We start from the raw sequence: 18800 nt of genomic DNA on the forward strand, positions 1-18800 counted from the left end.
ATAATCGCGAAGAATCTGAGAGGAGAGAAATTAAGAGCCTTAGTCTCTGAAAAATTGAAGTGATTGAAAAGATATAATAGTAATGGGTTGATTGTGTAAAGGAGAGAGGGTCTAACAAGTCAATTTACATGGAACTACCACCCCTTTCCCCTCCTTACACGGGAGGGGAAACCGCTTGGGACTCAGCTTTCCTCCTGTGTAAGGGGGAGGAGCTGGAGGGGGTAGTTGTTTTGTAGGAAAAGGACTTGTTATACACCTCCTTTGTTTTATTGATTCGTGGGATTAGTTACTTCTTTTTTTATCTTTGCATTTGTTGTGTAAAATATTAAAATGCTAAAGATAATGCGAAAATTACTTCTATGCGTGTTACTCGTGCTTGGGGGAACGTCATTGAAAGCCCAGTACGAGGGAATGGAATATTATTGGGAACAAGACCCGGCGGTAAAGGCGAAATTGGAACAATGGCAGGATTTGAAATTCGGTTTTTTCGTGCATTGGGGCCCGTATAGCCAGAAAGGATATTGCGAGTCTTGGACAATCTGCACGGAGGACGTGGATTGGATTCAAAGGGATTCTACGATCTCTTATGACGAGTATTACCGGAATTACGTGGATTTGAAAAAGACGTTCAATCCGGAGAAGTTTAGCCCGGAGCTTTGGGCGGATTTGGCAAAAGAGGCGGGAATGAAGTATTTCGTGTTCACGACGAAACATCATGACGGCTTCTGTATGTGGGACACGAAAGAGACTGATTATAAAATTACTTCCCGTGAATGTCCCTATCATATGGCAGCGAAACCGGACGTGTTGAAAGAGCTATACGGTGCATTTCAAAAACGAGATTTTATGATTGGGGCTTATTTCTCGAAACCGGATTGGAATAGTCCTTACTATTGGTCGGAACGTTGGCAGCATGGCGATCGGAACGTGAATTACAAGATCAAGAATCACCCGTGGATGTGGGAAAAGTTTTGTGATTTTGCTTATAACCAGATCGAGGAACTGATGACCGGGTACGGGAAGGTCGATATTATCTGGCTGGATGGCGGTTGGGTCAGCCCGGATAACCGGGATCAGGATATAAAAATGGATCGGATTGTTTCCATGGCCCGGAAGCATCAGCCGGGATTGTTGGTCGTGGATCGTTGGATTGGCGGGAAGTACGAGAATTACCGGACCCCGGAACAGAAGATTCCCGAGAAACCGTGGGACTACCCGTGGGAAACTTGCATGACAATGGCAAATCAATGGTCTTACCTGCCGGGGGATAAATACAAGTCAACCCGTGAATTGGTGCATTATCTTGTAGATATTGTCAGCAAAGGTGGTAATTTCTTGTTGAACGTGGGTGTGGATGGCAACGGGGAGATTCCGCCGGAGGGGATCAAACTCATGAAGGATATGGGAGCATGGATGAAGATTAATGGAGAGGCTATTTACGAGACTCGTCCGGTTGCCCCGTACAAGGAAGCTAAAATTTGCTACACGAAACATAAAAATAACGGGAAAGTGTATGCTGTTTACCTGAATGACGAAAACGAACTTAATCCGCCTTCCTGCGTGATGTTGTATAGTGTTAAGCCAGCTAGGGGAGCGAAGATTTCTTTGTTGGGATACAAAGGAAACCTCACGTATAAACGTGTTGGGAATGGTGTGTTAGTTACCCTGCCGACAGCATTCGTGAAAAATCCACCTTGTGAACACGCTTGGAGCCTTTGTATAGACAAGGTGGATTGATATCATGCTCTTTATTTACATCTTTTTTGCTGGAGGAGTATTAAATATCGTATTCTAGCTCCTCCTCTGTTTATGAGGGTGCGGGGAAAGTCCTATTTTCTTGAACGACCACCCCTAGCACCTCCTTACACAGATGGGAAAACCGCGTGATAATCAGTTTTCCCCCTGTGTAAGAAATCTCTTCACTCGCAAACTCGTTCCCCGTGTAAGGGATCTCTTCACTCACTAACTCACCCCCTGTGTAAGGGGGGCCGGAGGGGGTAGTTATTCCTCTCCAAAAGGATTTTTTCAGTGCCCTAGTTTATAAAGGAGGTGACGGCATAGCCGATAGAGGAGTTTTTGGAGGTAGTGATAAGAAACTCCCTCCCCGCTTCATCGTATTGAGCCCGAAACGGTCTCGAACTAGCTTGCGCTCGACAGACCGTGAACAAACTCTCCATCTGTTCTCGCTTCATCGCTAGTTTCCCTTTATAAACAGAGGGCGAGTTGAGTCTCTATCGAGGCTGATTATAACTTCTTGATCATTTCAAATTGTTTACCTGTCGGTTCAATGTTTTTTGCTTTAAGGAAAACGGTGATCGAATCACAGGCAATGTCCGTGTTCACGATTTTTATCGAGGTGTATTTATTGGCTTCGATCATTTTTTGTAACAACAATGACCCGATTCCTTTGCGACGGTATGGTTTGTCTACCGCTATTTGGGTGACATCCCCGGATGTGGGGTCGAAAACCCCGTAACCGACAAGCCTGCCTTCCGTGAAAACGCCTAAACAGATAAAATCTTCGGGCGCTCGGTTTATGGATTCGATGCTGTTCTGCCATGACGGATTGAAATCCCAGAAGCCGGGTATTGAATCATACTCGTTGATGTTGATAACTCCTAGCGTGTAAGGGAAGTCGGGAGTTTTGACCTCCTTGTTGATTCGTTCCGGTTCCGTCTTGAAATAATAAAATTCACGTGTTACCTCGAAACCTAGTTTGCTGTAAACGGAGACGGCTCCCGTGTTATGTTGTAATACTTCCAATAAGTATTCTTTAATACCCGCTTCTTTTAAATGGGGAATAGAATATTCAAATATTTGTGTGGCTAATCCTTGTCCCCGGTAATCTTTCAGCGTTCCGGTTCCCGTGTCGTAAGCCATGCGGGTACCATTGAAATCACCGATCCCATTGCAAGTGAACGAGACGATTTTATCCCCGTCAAATGCCGCGAAAGAAAGTGTCGGATTAAAACCACGCCGTTTTAACATGGTGAGGAGTTCTGCTTTGTTCAGTTGTAATTCATAATCGGCGAATGCCTGTTCAAATGCCTGGAATAACTTGTCGTGGCTCGTGTTGTCCAAAGATTTGATTTCCATATCTATTTTATTACGTTTGTTTAAAATCCGTTCAATTGCATCGTGGCCGTGGGGATCAACAGGACGAATCCTAGGATCACGAGAAGTAAGATGAATTTCCAGAAGAATTTCACCCAGATATCATAAGGAATACGGGCGATTCCGAGAGCCCCGATCAATACTCCCGAAGTCGGGGTAATCATATTCGTGAATCCGTCCCCGAATTGGAAAGCCATAACGGTAGCTTGGCGGGACAACCCGATTACATCGGAGAAAGGAGCCATGATCGGCATGGTTAAAGCGGCTTTTGCCGAGCCGGAGGGAATAATGATATTAATCAACGTTTGAATCATGTACATGATTCCGAGAGATAGAACCCGTCCGGCTTCACTCATCAGGTTAGCCAGCGAGTGCAGGATGGGGTCGATGATATGTCCCTCTTGTAGAACGATGATGATACCGCCCGCCAGGCCAACGATTAACGCTGCCGATAGAATGTCCTTTACCCCGGCGATAAACAGCTTCACGATATTATCCGCATTTTCTTTTGCCGCGAAGCCGGAGAGTATGCCCATGGCAAGGAACAGGCCGGAGATTTCCGGCAAATACCACCCGTATCCCATAACTCCCACGATGAGGAATAATATGGTGAAACCTAATATGGTCAGGATAAAGAAATGATATGATTTCCGTAATGAGAAATAGCCGATGAGGGCGAACAGGATTGTCAGGGCTGGTAACACGAATGTTGTCAAGCTGGAATGTTCCCCGATGGATAAGGTCGTGCGGGGGTAATAGAAAGAAAACAACACGAGTCCGGTAAGGATGAAGAAGTAAACGATCCAGGAGGACGTGTAACTCTTGTATTCAATTTCTTCGGTATCGGCCATTTTCTCTTTTCGCCAATGGCTATCGAGATTATAAACTAAAGAGGCTTTTGGATTCTTTTTCACTTTGGCCGCGTAACGTAATACCCACGCGATCATGATCACGTTTAATATCCCCCAGCAGAAAAGGCGGTATTCAAACCCGGAGAACAGGGGTAGGTCGGATAGTCCTTGCGCGATACCGATCGTGAACGGGTTCAATATGGCTCCAGCGAACCCGACATGCGCGGCAACGTAGACCATGCATACGCCCGTGAGTGAATCGTATCCCATGGATATGGCTAGCGGGACGATAATAATAACAAAAGCCAATGTCTCTTCGCTCATCCCGAAAATGGCCCCGAAGCTGCTGAATAGCAACATGACCAGCGTGATGATAATATTGTTCACTCCAAGTCGTCGGATGATTCCGACATGTTCCAGTTTTTGCGTGGATCGCAAGAAAGAGAAGATGCCCACGTCAATCGCCTTGCTGTTGTTCATGATCCAGAAAGCGCCCCCGATGATCAGGATAAAGGCAATAATCCCCGCTTGTTTTTCGAACCCGTTAAAAAGTGCCGAAAATACTTGCCACGTTTGAGGGCTTTTGGCCACCTCGTGAAATGAATCATTGACGATCACGGTTCTTGACACGCCGTTGACTTCCACGGTTTCACGGGCGTATTCTCCCCCTGGGATAATCCAGGTGAGGATGGCACAAATGATAATGATTGAAAATACAATGGTATAGGTATGCGGAACTTTCTTTAGCATGATAGTCTGTATTTTAGATTGAGGGACCAAACTTACGAAAAAAAGTGAAGATTTTAATTATTTTTGTCGGAGTATAATAGATGAAGGTATGATTACAGAAGAGAAGCAAGACAAGTTGTTTACCCGGGATTTTTTCCGGAAGGTGGGGAAAGCGATACATGATTATAATTTAATTGTCGACGGGGATCGAATACTGGTCGGGGTATCCGGGGGAAAGGATTCGTTGGCGTTGTTGGAGGTTTTGGCTATGCGAGCGAAAGATCCCAAGCAAAATTACACGGTGGTCGCCGCCCATATTGCCGTGGAGGACGTGGCATACGAGGTGGATAGTGGTTATTTACGGGCCTTTTGCGAGCGTTTGGGGGTGGAGTATGTATACCGGACTATTCGGGTGGATACATCGGTGAATCCCAAGAAACCCGCTTGTTTTGTTTGCTCTTGGCACAGGCGGAAAATGCTGTTTGATATCGCGAAAGAGTATGATTGTAAGAAACTGGCCTTGGGACATCACCGGGATGACGCCGTGGAGAGTCTCGTGATGAGCATGATGTTCAACGGGACGATTTGTAGTATGTCTGCCCGGTTAGAGATGTTCGAGAATACTTTCACGCTAATACGTCCGTTGATTTATCTCTCGAATGACGAGACTTTGCGATATGCTGAAATGCGTCAGTTCAAGAAACAGAAAAAGCATTGCCCTCACGAGAAAGCGACAAACCGGGATGCGGTGGGTAAAATTATCGACCAGATGACAGCGATAACTCCTCATGCCCGGAGTAATATTTTTGCGGCGATGCAAAATATCCGGGAAGAGTATTTACCTTGACGCGAAAGGATGCAATCGTGTTTTTTAGCTTTGCACATGACTCTTCAAACGAAAACATCTGTTTCGAGAAATGAATAGGATATACTTATATCTCAGGTAAATATGTCTAATCGGATTGTTTGAAAATATTTATTCGGAATATTTCGCCCAAAACTTTTTTAATTCAAAAAAAGGTCTTAAATTTGTCATCAGGAGGTGAGGATTCCAGAGAGTATGGAATTCTTAACTAGATAAAGGCACTTATTGGAGGATAAGTGTCATTTATTTTTTTATAAATGAATCAAGTTATTTAATATTATATGTTATGACAAAGAAGGTATCTTATGTAACAAAAGAAGGGCTAAAAAAGTTGCAAGATGAGCTGGACAATCTGCAGAACGTGGAGCGCCCTAAGATTTCAAAAGCAATAGGTGAAGCCATTGAAAAAGGAGATATCTCCGAGAATGCAGAGTACGATGCGGCGAAAGATGCTCAGGGTATGCTTGAGGCAAAGATCGCCCAGCTACAAGATACAATTGCCAGTTGCCGGATTATTGACGAGTCTCAGATTGACACGTCAAAGGTGCAAATTTTGAACAAGGTAACGATCAAGAACACGAAGACGAAGGCTACCATGACTTACACGCTGGTGTCAGAGAGTGAAGCCGATTTCAAAGCGGGGAAATTGTCGATCACGACTCCTATCGCGAAAGCACTGATTGGCAAGAAGCTTGGGGAGAAGGTGGAAGTACAGGTGCCGGCCGGGATGATGGAGTTCGAGATTATGGACATTTCTATTTAATTAAGAATTTGAAATGGGGAACGACAAGGCCGTTAATCCGAAATCATTAAATCATGGAATAGGCTCCGGTCTCGTGCGGTTGGAATCTAAAATCTGAAATTAATTATGGCTTCGATTTTCACTAAAATTATAAATGGAGAAATACCTTCTTACAAGGTAGCCGAGGACGAGAACTATTATGCGTTCTTGGATATTAGTCCGCTACAAAAAGGACACACATTAGTGGTTCCCAAAAGAGAGGAAGATTATTTGTTTGACTTGACCGATGAGGAGTTGGCCGGGTTGATGGTGTTTGCTAAAAAAGTGGCCAAGGCGATCAAGAAAAGCATTCCTTGCAAGCGGGTTGGTGTTGCCGTGTTGGGATTGGATGTTCCACATGCTCACGTACACTTGGTTCCTTTGGTTGAAGGTAATGATTTGAACTTTAGTAACCCGAAAAAACAATTCCCGAAAGAGGAAATGGAGGCTTGTGCCAAGTTGATCAATAGCAACTTGTAAAAATATTAGACAATTTATCATGAGGGACGCGATTACGTCCCTTTTTTTATCAGGAAATGGAAAAGAAAAAATTATATAACGCTTACGAACAACACGAGGGGTATAATTGTTTCGGTTGTGCTTCCGGTAACGAGCATGGTTTGCAATGTGAATTTTACGAGGAAGGGGAATATATTACCTGTTACTGGACACCTCGTCCCGAGTTTCAAGGTTTTTTCCACGTGTTACATGGCGGGATACAGGCCACGTTGATTGACGAGATTGCTTGTTGGAATGTTTTCGCAAAAGTGAAGAGTGCCGGGGTGACTGTTGAATTGAACACGAAATACCGCTCAACCGTTTACACGGATCGGGGCGAACTTTTCTTGCGTTCCCGTGTCGTGGAACAAAACTCTCGCCTGGCAAAGATGCACGTGGAATTATTCAACGCGGACGGAACTTTGGGTAGCGAGGCGGATGTTGTTTACCGTATTTTCCCGGAAAATGTGGCTCGCCAACGTCTAGGATGGACGGGGATCGAGGCGTTTCACAAGGAAGAGATAAAAAAGACCGTTTCTGAATAAAGAGAAACGGTTTTTAAGTTGCATGATTATATATAACGGCCTGTTGAAAACTTGGTTCATCAAAATACATGCTTAACCATTTTGCCTGACCATTGCGTGTGAATTGTCTCCCTATTAGGCGACTTCGCCCACACCTAGCCGCCACTTGGCCGCCACTTAGCCGCCATTTTAACGGGCAAGATGCCCTTTTAATAGAAGCGGGGAATTGGCGGCATGAATTATGAACGCGTCAAGTACGAGTCAAACGGTATTTAATTGGAGGGTAATGGGCAAGGCTTTTTATTAATTAGAGCATGGTGGGTCGGGAACGTGTATTTTTATTTTCAGGAGAGAAATGATTATCTTTGTCAAGGGTGTTAAGCATGTGCTGTAATATTTATTTTATTGAGAAATAACGAGTGACATGAAGTATAAGAATATTGTTTGGGACTGGAACGGGACATTGTTGGATGACGTGCGAATTAGCGTGGACACGATAAACCGGATGTTGGAGCAGAAGAATTTGAAGCGGCTGACGGTTGATAATTATAAGTCGATTTTCGGATTCCCGGTAAAAGCGTATTACGAGTTAATCGGTTTTGATTTTTCCAGGGATGACTGGGAAGAGGTTTCGATCAATTTCGTGAATACTTATAATGCCTTGGCGAAAGACGTGGAGTTGACTCCCGGAATCATGCCGGTGTTGGAAGGATTAAAGGAGAGAGGGGTACGCCAGTATATATTATCAGCCTTGCAGGAAGATTTATTAATCAATATGCTAGAGCGGTTTCACATCCGGGGGTATTTTGATGGCGTGTGCGGTTCGAATAATATTTACGCGGACGGGAAGGTGGCTCGGGGCGAGGAGATGCTACGGACTTTCCCGATAGACCCGTCTGAGACGTTGATGGTGGGCGACACGTTGCACGATGCCGAAGTGGCCGAGGCTTTGGGGTTTGACGTCTGTCTTTATTCCGGGGGGCATAATAGTGCGGAACGCTTGCGGGAGAAAGGGATGGTGTTGGAACAAATGGGGCAATTGTTGGTAGCGTTATAGGCCGAAAAGGATGAATTTCAGGCTACTTCTAAGTTGGGCTAAAGCTCGTTGGAAGTGTGTTTTCACGGTTGCTTCGGAAATGTTCATCTCTTCGGCGATTTCCCGGACCTTCTTTTTTTCCACGATGTGCAATAGTAGGACTTCACGTTGTTTTTCCGGTAGTAATTCTAGTATATATTTGAGTCTTGCATGGATGTCTTCATCAATTTCCGGGTCTTCTACGCTTGAGAATAACATGGCTTCGATGATTTTGTCCTGATGTTTATATTGTATGTTTAGGTCCCGGAGGTAATTCATGCAATTGTTCCTGACTATACCCAATAAATAATAAAATACGGGTAATTTCTCGTTATATCGTTCCGGGTGAGACCATAGGGATAGGAAAGCATCTTGTACCAGATCCTCGGCTTCATCCCAATCGTAGAGATAGCGCATGGCATATTTTTGTAGCCTGTTAAAAGACGTTTTGTAAAGCTCGTGAAAGGCTTGCTGGTTACGTTTTTTAATCAAGTGTCCTAGTTCATCTTTTTCCGTGGAATAATCCATCACGATATCTTATTTTGGGCAAAGATAAATTTTTTTTTCTGTATTGTGTCATCCGTTTTTGAATCTCATGTTAATTGCATATAAAATCTAGCGTCAGATAAAGAGTTTTGGTTTATGGATAAAAATAAGGTTAGTTGGGACATTCTACTCAAGAAAGTGCGTCGGGAATTAACTCCTGATGAACAAATGGAGTTGCAGAAGTGGCTGGGAGAAGATGAACGTCACCGGATTTATTTTGAACGGGTGCGAGCAACCTGGCAAGCAGATGAAAGTACTTCTTCTTGGGAATCAAATCTACCTAAGGTGATGACTCGTTTTGATGATTACGTGGAGAAGGAGAGGAGAGAGCATCGCCGGAAAATTCGGAATATTTATCGCTATGCGGCTTGTTTATTATTAGTTCTGGCTATCGGGGGAGGAATGTTGTTCTTTCATCAGGAAGAGGAACAGGAGGTTCTTGAAGCGAAAGTTTCAAGAGAAATTCTTCCCGGAGGTAATAAAGCTATTATACTTTTGGCTGATGGGAAAAAAGTTGATGTGGAATGGCTGGTAGATTCCGCCCAGTACAAGGTTGAAGGAGTTGAGGTTGAAAAGGAGGGAGGGAAGATTCGATACGTCGGGAAGGAACAGGTAGCTTTGAATTATAATACGATCATGATTCCGAGAGGAGGAGAGTATCAGGTTGAATTGAGCGATGGGACAATGGTTTGGTTGAATTCGGAGACGCAATTGAGAATACCGACAACCTTCGTGGGAAAAGAAAGAAGAGTGTATTTGTCGGGAGAGGCTTATTTTGCAGTTGCGAAAAATCGTGATAAACCTTTTATTGTTGAAACGGAACTGGGTGAGGTGAAAGTTTACGGGACAGAGTTTAACGTGAAGTTTTACCGGGAGGAGAAAAAGTTGAAAGCTACCTTGGTAGAAGGAAATATCGGATTCCGCAGTGAACAGATCGCCGAGTTGAAAATCAAACCGGGCTATCAGTTGAGTCTGGTCGAGGGAGCTAATACGCCTGAAATAAAGCAGGTGAAGATTTATAATGAGATTGCCTGGAAGAATCGTCAGTTCTGTTTCGAGAGCGAGCGGTTGGAGAGTGTTATGATGATGTTGCAGAGATGGTATAACGTGGAGGTTGATTTCGTGGACCCGAGTTTGAAAGATTTTAAGTTGTCAGGTACGTTGAATCGTTATGACAAGATAGAAACATTGTTACGATTTTTTGAGGAAGGATTTGATATTAAGTTTTTGGTCGAGAATAATACGATAAAAGTGATGAGAAAATAAAAGCAGAGAATGCATCTTATGGTCGGCAAACTTTAGACAGCATTCTCTACATCATTAATATTAACAAATTAATTTTACAAATGTATGAAAAAAAGGACACGTAACAGGCATGTGCGGTCTGTATTTTTACAAAAAATTTCACTGGTAGTTTTTTTATTGTTCTCTTTTGCCTTGTCTTATGCGGCAACGACGGATTCTACCAGAATGGTTAATTTTACTGTAAAATCAGAGAGTTTAAACAATGCCTTGGTCAAGTTCAAAGATTTAACCGGAGTGCAGATTCTTTTCAGCGAAGAGCTTTTAGGTGACAAAAAGTGTAAAGATTTGAATCTGGTTCATGTTTCGATTGATGAGGCCCTTGGGAAGATTTTGGAGGGAAGTGGATTCGGTTTTTCGAATGTAGACGGGGTGTATGTCGTGAAAAAGCTTCCCGACGAACAGAAAACAGCAAGAAAACCCAGGGTGTTTACGGGAATGGTGACCGATACGAAAGGGGAGCCTTTGCCTGGGGTAACGGTTGTTGTGAAAGGAACTACTTTCGGGGGAGCGACTGACGTGGACGGGAAATTTGAATTATCGCTTGCGTTGGAGGGGGAGGTGACTTTGGTTTTTTCATTCGTGGGAATGGAGAGCCGGGAGGTTACGGTGAAGGATGAGAAACCTTTGCGGGTAGTTTTGACAGAAAACACGGAGAGTCTGGAAGAAGTTGTCGTGACCGGGGTGTTCGAACGTAGAGCCGAGAGTTTTACCGGATCAGCGACAACGGTTACTCGTAAAGAGTTGTTAAAGCGTGGAAATCAAAACCTGATCCAGAGTTTAAGAAATATGGATCCGGCATTGAATATTTCTGAAAATCTTTCTTTCGGTTCGGACCCGAACAGGTTGCCGGACATGGAATTGCGCGGGACATCTTCTTTCCCCGATATAAAAGGGCAGTACACGTCAAATCCGAATCTGCCATTGTTTATTTTGGATGGTTTCGAAACCACGTTGGAAAAAGTGATCGACTTGGATATTAACCGGGTTGAGAGTGTTACATTGTTGAAGGATGCCGCGGCCAAGGCTATTTATGGTTCTAAGGCGGCTAACGGGGTAATGGTTATTGAAACGGTAAGAGTACAATCCGGGGAATTGCGGGTGAATTATATCGGTTCTTTGAATCTGGAAATGCCGGATCTAAGCAGTTATAATTTGTGTAATGCCCGGGAGAAATTGGATCTGGAATACAAGTTAGGTGCTTATGATGATAGTATGCCCTTGCGGGATTTTCAGCAGAAACAGTTGTATTACCATAATTTGGCGGAAGTTGAGAGAGGGGTGAACACGGACTGGTTGTCTCAACCTTTGCGTAATGGTGTGGGACATAAGCACACGCTTAATTTAGAAGTCGGTAGTAAAGAATTGAGAGTCGGGGTTGATCTTTCTTATAATAATATAGAAGGTGTTATGAAAGGATCGGGTCGTAATACGATTGGGGGAGGTTTTACCGTGATTTATCAATACAAGGATTTATTGTTCCGGAATCAATTCACGTTTTCAACCATGAAGTCGGAGGATTCTCCTTACGGGGAATTTTCGGAATACGCTAAATTGAATCCTTATTGGAGTCCTTATAATGAGGATGGTACTTTGCGAAAGTGTTTAGGTGTGGGACCTGTTTCTTCTGGGGATGTTTACAATCCGATGTTTAACGCAACAATTAACACGACCTTAAAGAAGAATTACACGGATTACACGAATAACACGTATGTGGAGTGGAATATTCAACCGGGGATGAAACTGGTGGGACGTGTCGGGTTAACTAACCGGATTAGTGGGGGGGAGAAGTTTTTACCGGGAAGTCATTTGCAATTTGTTAAGACGGCCGAGGATGATTTTTTCAAACGCGGAAGTTATACACAGACGTACGGGAAATCTTTCTCGGTAAGTTCGGATATCAATTTGAATTATTCTCATAATTGGGATAAGCATATTTTATTCGCAAACTTGGGAGTTAATATCCGGAGTAGTAATTCCGAGGAGTACGAGCATTCGGCAGTCGGTTTCCCGAATGACAAGATGGATAATATTATTTTTGCCAAGCAATACGCGGATAATTCGAAACCGACCGGAAGCGAATCTATTGACCGGGAAGTGGGAGCTTTGCTGGCAGTCAATTATTCTTACGATGATCGCTATCTCGCTGATTTCTCGTTACGGGCAAGTGCTTCTTCCCAGTTCGGTTCGGATAATCGTTGGGGGTCTTTCTGGTCCGCGGGACTAGGGTGGAATGTTCATAACGAGAAATTCTTTCAGGAATCGGGAGTGGTAAAACAATTGCGGTTGAGAGCTTCCATGGGATACACGGGTTCCCAGAATTTTAATTCTTACCAGGGGATGTTGTTGTATAATTATTTTACGGATGATTCTTATCTGGATTTTATCGGTACGTATTTGGAGGGGCTGGCCAATAGTAAATTGAAATGGCAACAGAAGTTTGATACGAACTATGGTATTGATATTAATCTGTGGGGACGTTTGAACGTGAAATTCGATTACTATCGCTCGGTGACTAATAATTTGCTTACTGATATTACGACGCCTCCTTCATTGGGATTTAGTAGTTATAAAGATAATTTAGGGAAGTTACTGAACACGGGGTACGAGTTCCGGGTGAATTATTTGCTTTTCTCTCGTCCGGAGGATCGGATGTCCGTGAATGTATTTGTAGCGGGGACTTCTAATAAAAATAAGATCAAGAAAATTTCTAATTCATTGAGTTCTTTGACTAGTGAACAGGATAAGGAAGCCGCGACTTCAAATAAGCCGTTCGTGCGTTTCGTGGAGGGACAATCGTTGAATGCGATATGGGCAGTTCGTTCGAAAGGTATTGATCCTTCCAGTGGTAAGGAGGTTTTTGTTCGGCCGGATGGTACATTGACAGACACGTGGTCCGCACTGGATCAAGTGGTTTGTGGAGATACGGAGCCGAAGTTGATGGGGAATTTAGGTTTTTCATTGGAGTACAAGGGGTTGTCTGTATCGTTTACCGGGTTATACCGTTTTGGCGAGTATATGTATAATTCGACGTTGGTGGATAAAGTGGAGAATGCTTCGTTGAATAATAACGTGGATAAAAGAGCATATTATGATGCTTGGATGCAAGAAGGGGATCACGTGCGATTCAAGAGTATCGGGGCGTGGAATAAGCCGACTCAGGCTACTTCCCGTTTTGTACAGAAATTGAATGAGTTTGATTTTTCCTCTTTGTCTATCGGGTATGATTTTTATCGATTCGGCTTTGTGGAGAAGTGTGGATTGGAAAGATTGCAGTTGTCATTTAATATGAATGATATCGGGAAGTTATCATCCGTGAAGATAGAAAGAGGTACTTCTTATCCTTTCGCTCGTTACTGCTCGTTTACATTGAATGTTAATTTTTAAAAGACCGGAGATGAAAAAGAGAATGATATACAGTTTGTTGCTGGTTCTTGTTGTGATGACGAGTTCCTGTGAGTCTTGGTTGGATGTACAGCCTCGTACGAAGGTGAAATCGGATGAGTTATTTAAAACGGAGGCTGGTTTCAAGGATGCTTTGATTGGTGTGTACACGTTGATGAAAGCGGAGGCTCTTTACGGGCGTGAATTGAGTTATGGTTTTGTGGACGTGGTGACAGGGCCGTATGCGGCATTTAATAACACGGTGTATTATGATGTTTCGCAGTGGAAGTATCTGACGAGTACAACGGTGCGTTCCCAGATTGATGCCATCTGGATGAAGATGTACAACCTGCTTGCTAACGTGAACAATTTGTTGGATAATATTGACGACCGCCAGTCAGTTTTTACAGGTGATAATTATAATATCATCAAGGGGGAGGCTTTGGGATTAAGGGCTTATATCCATTTTGATTTATTACGGTTGTTTGCTTCTGCGGTGGATTTGGATAAAGAAGCGATTCCTTACGTGCAAAAATTGCAGATTGAGGTTCCTCACGTGTATACCGGTAGAGAAGTGTTGGCTTTATTGAACGAGGATATCAAGAATGCTCTGGTATGTTTGGAGAAAGACCCGGTTCGCGAGGGGAAGTTGAAAGACCTTTCCGGGGATGGTTTTATGAATGCTCGTCAAATGAGATTTAATTATTTTGCCGTGAAAGCTCTTCAGGCCCGCGTGGCGATGTGGGGGGATGATTTGGAAACTGCTAAATCGGCAGCCGGGGAGATATTGGCTATTGCCGATGATATTTTCCCTTGGGTTACCACGGATGCCGTATCGGCCCCGGAAGACAAGAATCGGGATTTCACGTTTTCAACCGAGCATATTTTTGCTCTTCATGTAAAAGATTTGAAGGATTTGGCTAATACCTGGTTTTTGACCGACGGGAGTAAGAATCAACTTTATTGTCAGAATTACACGATGCAGCAATGGTATGAAATCGGAAGGGGAAATGCTGTCGGGGGAAATGATTACCGGGTTAATTATATTATGAAACAGCAGGAGACTGGTGCCCGGAATTACATGATCCGTAAATATTATCAACCGGAGAGTTATCAGGCTGATTACGCCAAAAGATTGCCTTTGATCCGGCGTTCGGAGATGGCGTATATCATGGCCGAGTGTTTGATTGGAGAGGATGATGATAAGGCTTTGGAGTATTTGAATGAAGTGAGACGTCATCGGGGGATCGTGTCTGATCTGACGAATACGGCTACTTTGCGTGATGAAGTGACCAAAGAGTACGCGAAAGAGTTCTTGGCTGAGGGACAGCTTTTTTATTATTGTAAACGTAACGAGATGACAAAATTTCCTTACGGTTATCAAGTTGCCACAGAGGAGAATGTTTATGTGTTACCGAAACCCGATTTGGAGATAGAGTTTGGAGACTATTATACAACAGATAACTCAAAATAAAAGGATTATGAACAGTCATTTAAAATATATCGTATTGGTTGTAGCCTCGTTGTTTACCTTGTATTCCTGTGAAGAGAAGGATGTGGAAGTTTATGGTAACGATCCTTACCTGGTGTTTGAAATGCCCGGTTACGGGTTGCAGAACACACCCAGAGACTCTATGGTGTTTTCATTTCCGGTTAAAGGGGATGAATGCAAGGAGGATACGTTATGGTTTAAAGCTCGTATTATCGGGAAATCGGTTCCTTATGATCGAGCGATTGATTTCGTCGTGAATGAAGAGACGAGTACGGCAAAGGATGAGAATTATAAATTAACTCCTGTCGTTATGCCGGCAAATAGTTATTCTGTTGATGTTCCTTTGGTTGTTTATCGTGCCGGGTTAAAAGATAAAAGTGTACGTTTAGAGTTGATGATCAAGCCGAACGAGTATTTCGGGGTCGGTTTCGAGAAAACGAGTAAGGCCATTTTCTTGTGGGGTGATATGTATATAAAACCGGATAACTGGGATTCTTCCAACTATAAAAATTGTTTCGGGGTGTTTACAGAGACTCGTTATGCTTTTATTCTGGAAGCTTGCGGTATTGTCGAATTGCCGGATCCACAAGATTTGACAACATTGGGATTTTATAACGCGAAGGTGCGTGAAGCACTTTACCAGTACAATAAAACTCATGATAAACCTTTGGAGGATGAGCTTGGAATAGTAGAATTTCAGGTTTGGACCGGAGTGGGAGGTATTGGATAAAAGTAATAAGTCGAATGAATAAACGGAAATGAGTATGAATAGAAATATATGGATATTAATCATGGGAGTTCTCTTTTTCCAGGCTTGTTTGGATGATGAGGGAAATTATTCCTATTCGGAATTGCAACCGATAGAGATTGATTCTTCCGGAATTGCAGATTCTTATCGTGTGACGCAGTTGGATTATTTGATTATAGACCCGGGAGTTAAACAGGGGGGGGATGATTCCAATCTTGCTTATGAATGGAAAATTTTTCAGGGAACGGGTATGCCGAACACGGAAACCGGGAAGGTTGTTAACGATGTCGTGGGGCAAGAGAGGAAGTTGAATTACAAGGTAACGATTCCTGCCGGGGAGTATACTCTTGCGTTTACGGTAACGGATAAACAAAATGGCGTATCTGAGGTGTTGAGTCGTAAACTTAATATCGAGTCTTTTGCCCCGGTGGGATTAATGATTATGCACGGGGATTCTGATTCTACCGATGTCAGTATTTTGGTCAACAACCGTGTTGTTGCGGATGTGGATAAAGATGAAGTGAAGCATAATATTTTCTCCATGACGAATGGTCATCGGGCTCCCGGGATTCCCGGAAGAGTGGGGTACGTGATGAACACACATAATGTTTACGTGTATACGCAAGGGGCCCACGGGGGATTCCGTACACGGGGGAGTGATATGGGAATATTGGACACGTACGCAGAGATGTTTACAGATCGAATGCCGGATAGTGAGATTAATTTCCAAGGATATGGTCAATGGAGTTATAATGATCTGTTGATTAATGGAGGAAAGCTTTATTTTGTTAGTCAGGCTACTACTACATTTACGAAGTTCGGTGTTCCCATTTTCGGGGAGGACTATTATGCAGAGCCATTTATCGGGACTCAGGAGCGAGGATACTATTTTGGTGTTTTTTATGACAAGTTGCAAAGAAGGTTCCTGTATATAAATGGTCAGCAGGTACTCAAAACCTTCAAAGATGCCGGGGCTTCTGCTGCTTTTAATATGAATAATGTCGGAGAAGATATGGTATACGCTGAACATGGTTTCGAGAAAAAATGGTATTGTGTGATGCGAGATCCGGAGGTCGTTACCGATTATTCTATTTATGTATGTAATCTTGAGGCTTTTGATGATGGAAACCGGGGTGTTGGAAAGTATAGTGCAAGTGGATGTACGGATATGAAAGATGCTAAGGCTTTTGCTGTTGGGAATCGTGCTGAAATTCTTTATTACGCGACAGCGACAGAGGTAAAACAGTGTGATTTCAAGCAGACGGGAAATGCGATCTCTCGCTATCGTTTGGATGATGAGTTGGTGCGGGAAGGATATGAGATTACGGCAATGCATCTGTTCAAAGTCTCCGGGAATGCTAATGAAGGTAAGCTTTTGTATGTCGGAATTTATAACGAGGCGTCGGGTGAAGGGAAGTTACTTGAATGCCCGATCGTGGAAACAAGCGGGGAGATATTGTCTGACCGGATTAAGATTTATGACGGATTCAAGAAAATAGCTCACATGAGTTATAAGTCAAAATAGAAAATGTAATTCGGTATTTGCTGAGAGAGAGTTTAGTAAGCTTTTTAATATGGAACTCCCCTCTACCCCCTCCTTACACAGGAGGGGAAACCGCTAAGTAATTAGCACTCCCCCTGTGTAAGGGGGAGTTGGAAGGGGGAGTGATTTAATAGAAAAAAACTTATTAGATAGCTTCTCAGGGATATGTTCGTCTATGTAAAAACTGTATTTAATAAATAGGATGAGTATGAAAAAGTTTAGTGGAGTAGTTTGCCTACTTCTTGCATTTGTGTTGGGTAGTTGTAATGATACGTGTAGGGTGGAAGGTAAAATGAGTGATATACCGGAGGAAACGACCGTTTATATGTTGCGTAGAACGGGAGAATTTACTTTTGATACGATCATGCAGACCGTGATGAAAGAGGGGGTTTTTCAGTTAGAGTTACCTGGAGAATTGTGGGGAGAACAGTATAATTTGAAATTCGGGGATAGGCGGGGAACAGTTGCTTTTTTGGCAGAACAAGGAAACATTGTAATCGAGGGAAGTGGGAAGACAATTTATGATGCAGATGTGAAAGGTTCGCTGGAAAATGATAGATGGAACGAATACCAGAAACTTATGTGGCGAATCGGAGCGCAACGGAATCGGTTTATGAGGGAAATGGCATCTAACCAGGAACCTGATAGTATTAAGCGGGTAAAATATGAATCATTTTCTAATAGTCTGGATGAAAAATTAATGCATTACAAAGATTCTTTAGCACAAGCGGATGCTACTTCTATAACGGCTTTGTTTTTATACTATCAATCTTTACCGTTGCTGAAATATGATCAGATAGATCGGATTTTGGAAAAATTTACGCCTCAATTGGTTGATAACAAGTATTATCAAGAAATGAAAGTACGGGCGGATCTTTTACGTAAAGTGGCTCCGGGAGTGAACGCTCCTGATTTTGAAGTGAAAACCGTTGATGGTGGTTCCGTGAAGCTTTCTTCATTCAGGGGGAAATATCTTATTTTGGATTTTTGGGCTTCTTGGTGTGCACCCTGTCGGGAAGAGACCGTGTATATAAAGGAATTATATAACAAATATCATGATGCGGGTTTAGAAGTATTTTCCGTTTCGTTGGATGATAAAAAGGATGCTTGGATCAAGGCGATAGAGGAAGACGGGATGACTTGGAATCATGGTTGCCAGTTATTAAGAGGGGGGAAAAACACGCCGGTGGCCCAATTATACGGGATTGATGGTATCCCTGCTATATGGGTAATTGATCCGGAAGGAAAAATTTTAGCGCAAGGGCTTCAAAGAGAAAAGTTAGTCGAGTTTTGTTCGCGATTATTTGAGGGAAAATAGTATAGGAGAAAATTTATTTTAAAATATGGG

16 protein-coding genes are annotated in these 18800 nt (G+C 43.1%); 12 read left to right on the forward strand and 4 right to left on the reverse strand.

Features of this window, described 5'->3' with window-relative positions:
- Positions 1-342 precede the first annotated feature (342 nt).
- A complete protein-coding gene (locus DWW52_RS19290; protein WP_118717428.1) occupies positions 343-1737 on the forward strand; it encodes an alpha-L-fucosidase in 1395 nt (464 codons plus the stop codon).
- Between the two features lie 296 nt (positions 1738-2033).
- Here DWW52_RS19290 and DWW52_RS21090 read toward each other — a convergent pair whose 3' ends face one another.
- Genes DWW52_RS21090 through DWW52_RS19300 form a run of 3 tightly spaced genes read right to left on the reverse strand, consistent with a single transcriptional unit; the run spans position 2034 to position 4715 of the window.
- The gene (locus tag DWW52_RS21090) at positions 2034-2192 is read right to left on the reverse strand and encodes a hypothetical protein (RefSeq protein WP_158582673.1); all 159 of its coding nucleotides are present in this window, start codon (positions 2190-2192) and stop codon (positions 2034-2036) included.
- A gap of 52 nt (positions 2193-2244) precedes the next feature.
- A complete protein-coding gene (locus DWW52_RS19295) occupies positions 2245-3096 on the reverse strand; it encodes a GNAT family N-acetyltransferase (RefSeq protein WP_118717430.1) in 852 nt (283 codons plus the stop codon).
- A gap of 20 nt (positions 3097-3116) precedes the next feature.
- On the reverse strand, positions 3117-4715 hold the full coding sequence (locus DWW52_RS19300) for a YfcC family protein (RefSeq protein WP_118717432.1): 1599 nt from the start codon (positions 4713-4715) through the stop codon (positions 3117-3119).
- 88 nt (positions 4716-4803) lie between these two features.
- On the opposite strand from DWW52_RS19300, the gene DWW52_RS19305 reads away from it, so the two are divergent.
- From DWW52_RS19305 to DWW52_RS19325, 5 genes are all read left to right on the forward strand, one after another.
- A complete protein-coding gene (locus DWW52_RS19305; protein WP_118717434.1) occupies positions 4804-5541 on the forward strand; it encodes an ATP-binding protein in 738 nt (245 codons plus the stop codon).
- 304 nt (positions 5542-5845) lie between these two features.
- Positions 5846-6322: a transcription elongation factor GreA gene (greA, locus tag DWW52_RS19310; protein WP_118717436.1), complete on the forward strand. Its 477-nt coding sequence runs from the start codon at positions 5846-5848 to the stop codon at positions 6320-6322.
- A gap of 105 nt (positions 6323-6427) precedes the next feature.
- Complete coding sequence (locus tag DWW52_RS19315; protein ID WP_118717438.1) at positions 6428-6820, forward strand: HIT family protein; 393 nt, start codon at positions 6428-6430, stop codon at positions 6818-6820.
- Between the two features lie 56 nt (positions 6821-6876).
- The gene (locus tag DWW52_RS19320) at positions 6877-7383 is read left to right on the forward strand and encodes a PaaI family thioesterase (protein WP_118717440.1); all 507 of its coding nucleotides are present in this window, start codon (positions 6877-6879) and stop codon (positions 7381-7383) included.
- Positions 7384-7786: 403 nt separating this feature from the next.
- Positions 7787-8419 carry an HAD family hydrolase gene (locus DWW52_RS19325; protein WP_118717442.1) on the forward strand — a complete coding sequence of 211 codons (633 nt, stop codon included), beginning with the start codon at positions 7787-7789 and terminating at the stop codon, positions 8417-8419.
- Here DWW52_RS19325 and DWW52_RS19330 read toward each other — a convergent pair.
- Positions 8414-8965 carry an RNA polymerase sigma factor gene (locus DWW52_RS19330; protein WP_118717444.1) on the reverse strand — a complete coding sequence of 184 codons (552 nt, stop codon included), beginning with the start codon at positions 8963-8965 and terminating at the stop codon, positions 8414-8416. The genes DWW52_RS19325 and DWW52_RS19330 overlap by 6 nt on opposite strands.
- A 114-nt stretch (positions 8966-9079) precedes the next feature.
- On the opposite strand from DWW52_RS19330, the gene DWW52_RS19335 reads away from it, so the two are divergent.
- From DWW52_RS19335 to DWW52_RS19360, 6 genes are all read left to right on the forward strand, one after another.
- Positions 9080-10249: a FecR family protein gene (locus DWW52_RS19335; RefSeq protein WP_118717446.1), complete on the forward strand. Its 1170-nt coding sequence runs from the start codon at positions 9080-9082 to the stop codon at positions 10247-10249.
- A gap of 84 nt (positions 10250-10333) precedes the next feature.
- A complete protein-coding gene (locus DWW52_RS19340) occupies positions 10334-13672 on the forward strand; it encodes a SusC/RagA family TonB-linked outer membrane protein (protein WP_118717448.1) in 3339 nt (1112 codons plus the stop codon).
- Between the two features lie 10 nt (positions 13673-13682).
- Positions 13683-15143, forward strand: coding sequence for a RagB/SusD family nutrient uptake outer membrane protein (locus DWW52_RS19345; protein ID WP_158582674.1), 1461 nt, complete (start codon positions 13683-13685; stop codon positions 15141-15143).
- Positions 15144-15150: 7 nt separating this feature from the next.
- Positions 15151-15891, forward strand: coding sequence for a DUF4843 domain-containing protein (locus DWW52_RS19350; RefSeq protein WP_118717452.1), 741 nt, complete (start codon positions 15151-15153; stop codon positions 15889-15891).
- A 34-nt stretch (positions 15892-15925) separates the two neighbouring features.
- Entirely contained in the window at positions 15926-17434 is a 1509-nt protein-coding gene (locus DWW52_RS19355; protein ID WP_158582675.1) for a PKD-like family lipoprotein, read from the forward strand.
- Between the two features lie 226 nt (positions 17435-17660).
- Positions 17661-18770, forward strand: coding sequence for a peroxiredoxin (locus DWW52_RS19360; protein ID WP_158582676.1), 1110 nt, complete (start codon positions 17661-17663; stop codon positions 18768-18770).
- Positions 18771-18800: the final 30 nt, after the last annotated feature.

The organism is Odoribacter sp. AF15-53 (genome assembly GCF_003479425.1).
Lineage (GTDB): Bacteria > Bacteroidota > Bacteroidia > Bacteroidales > Marinifilaceae > Butyricimonas.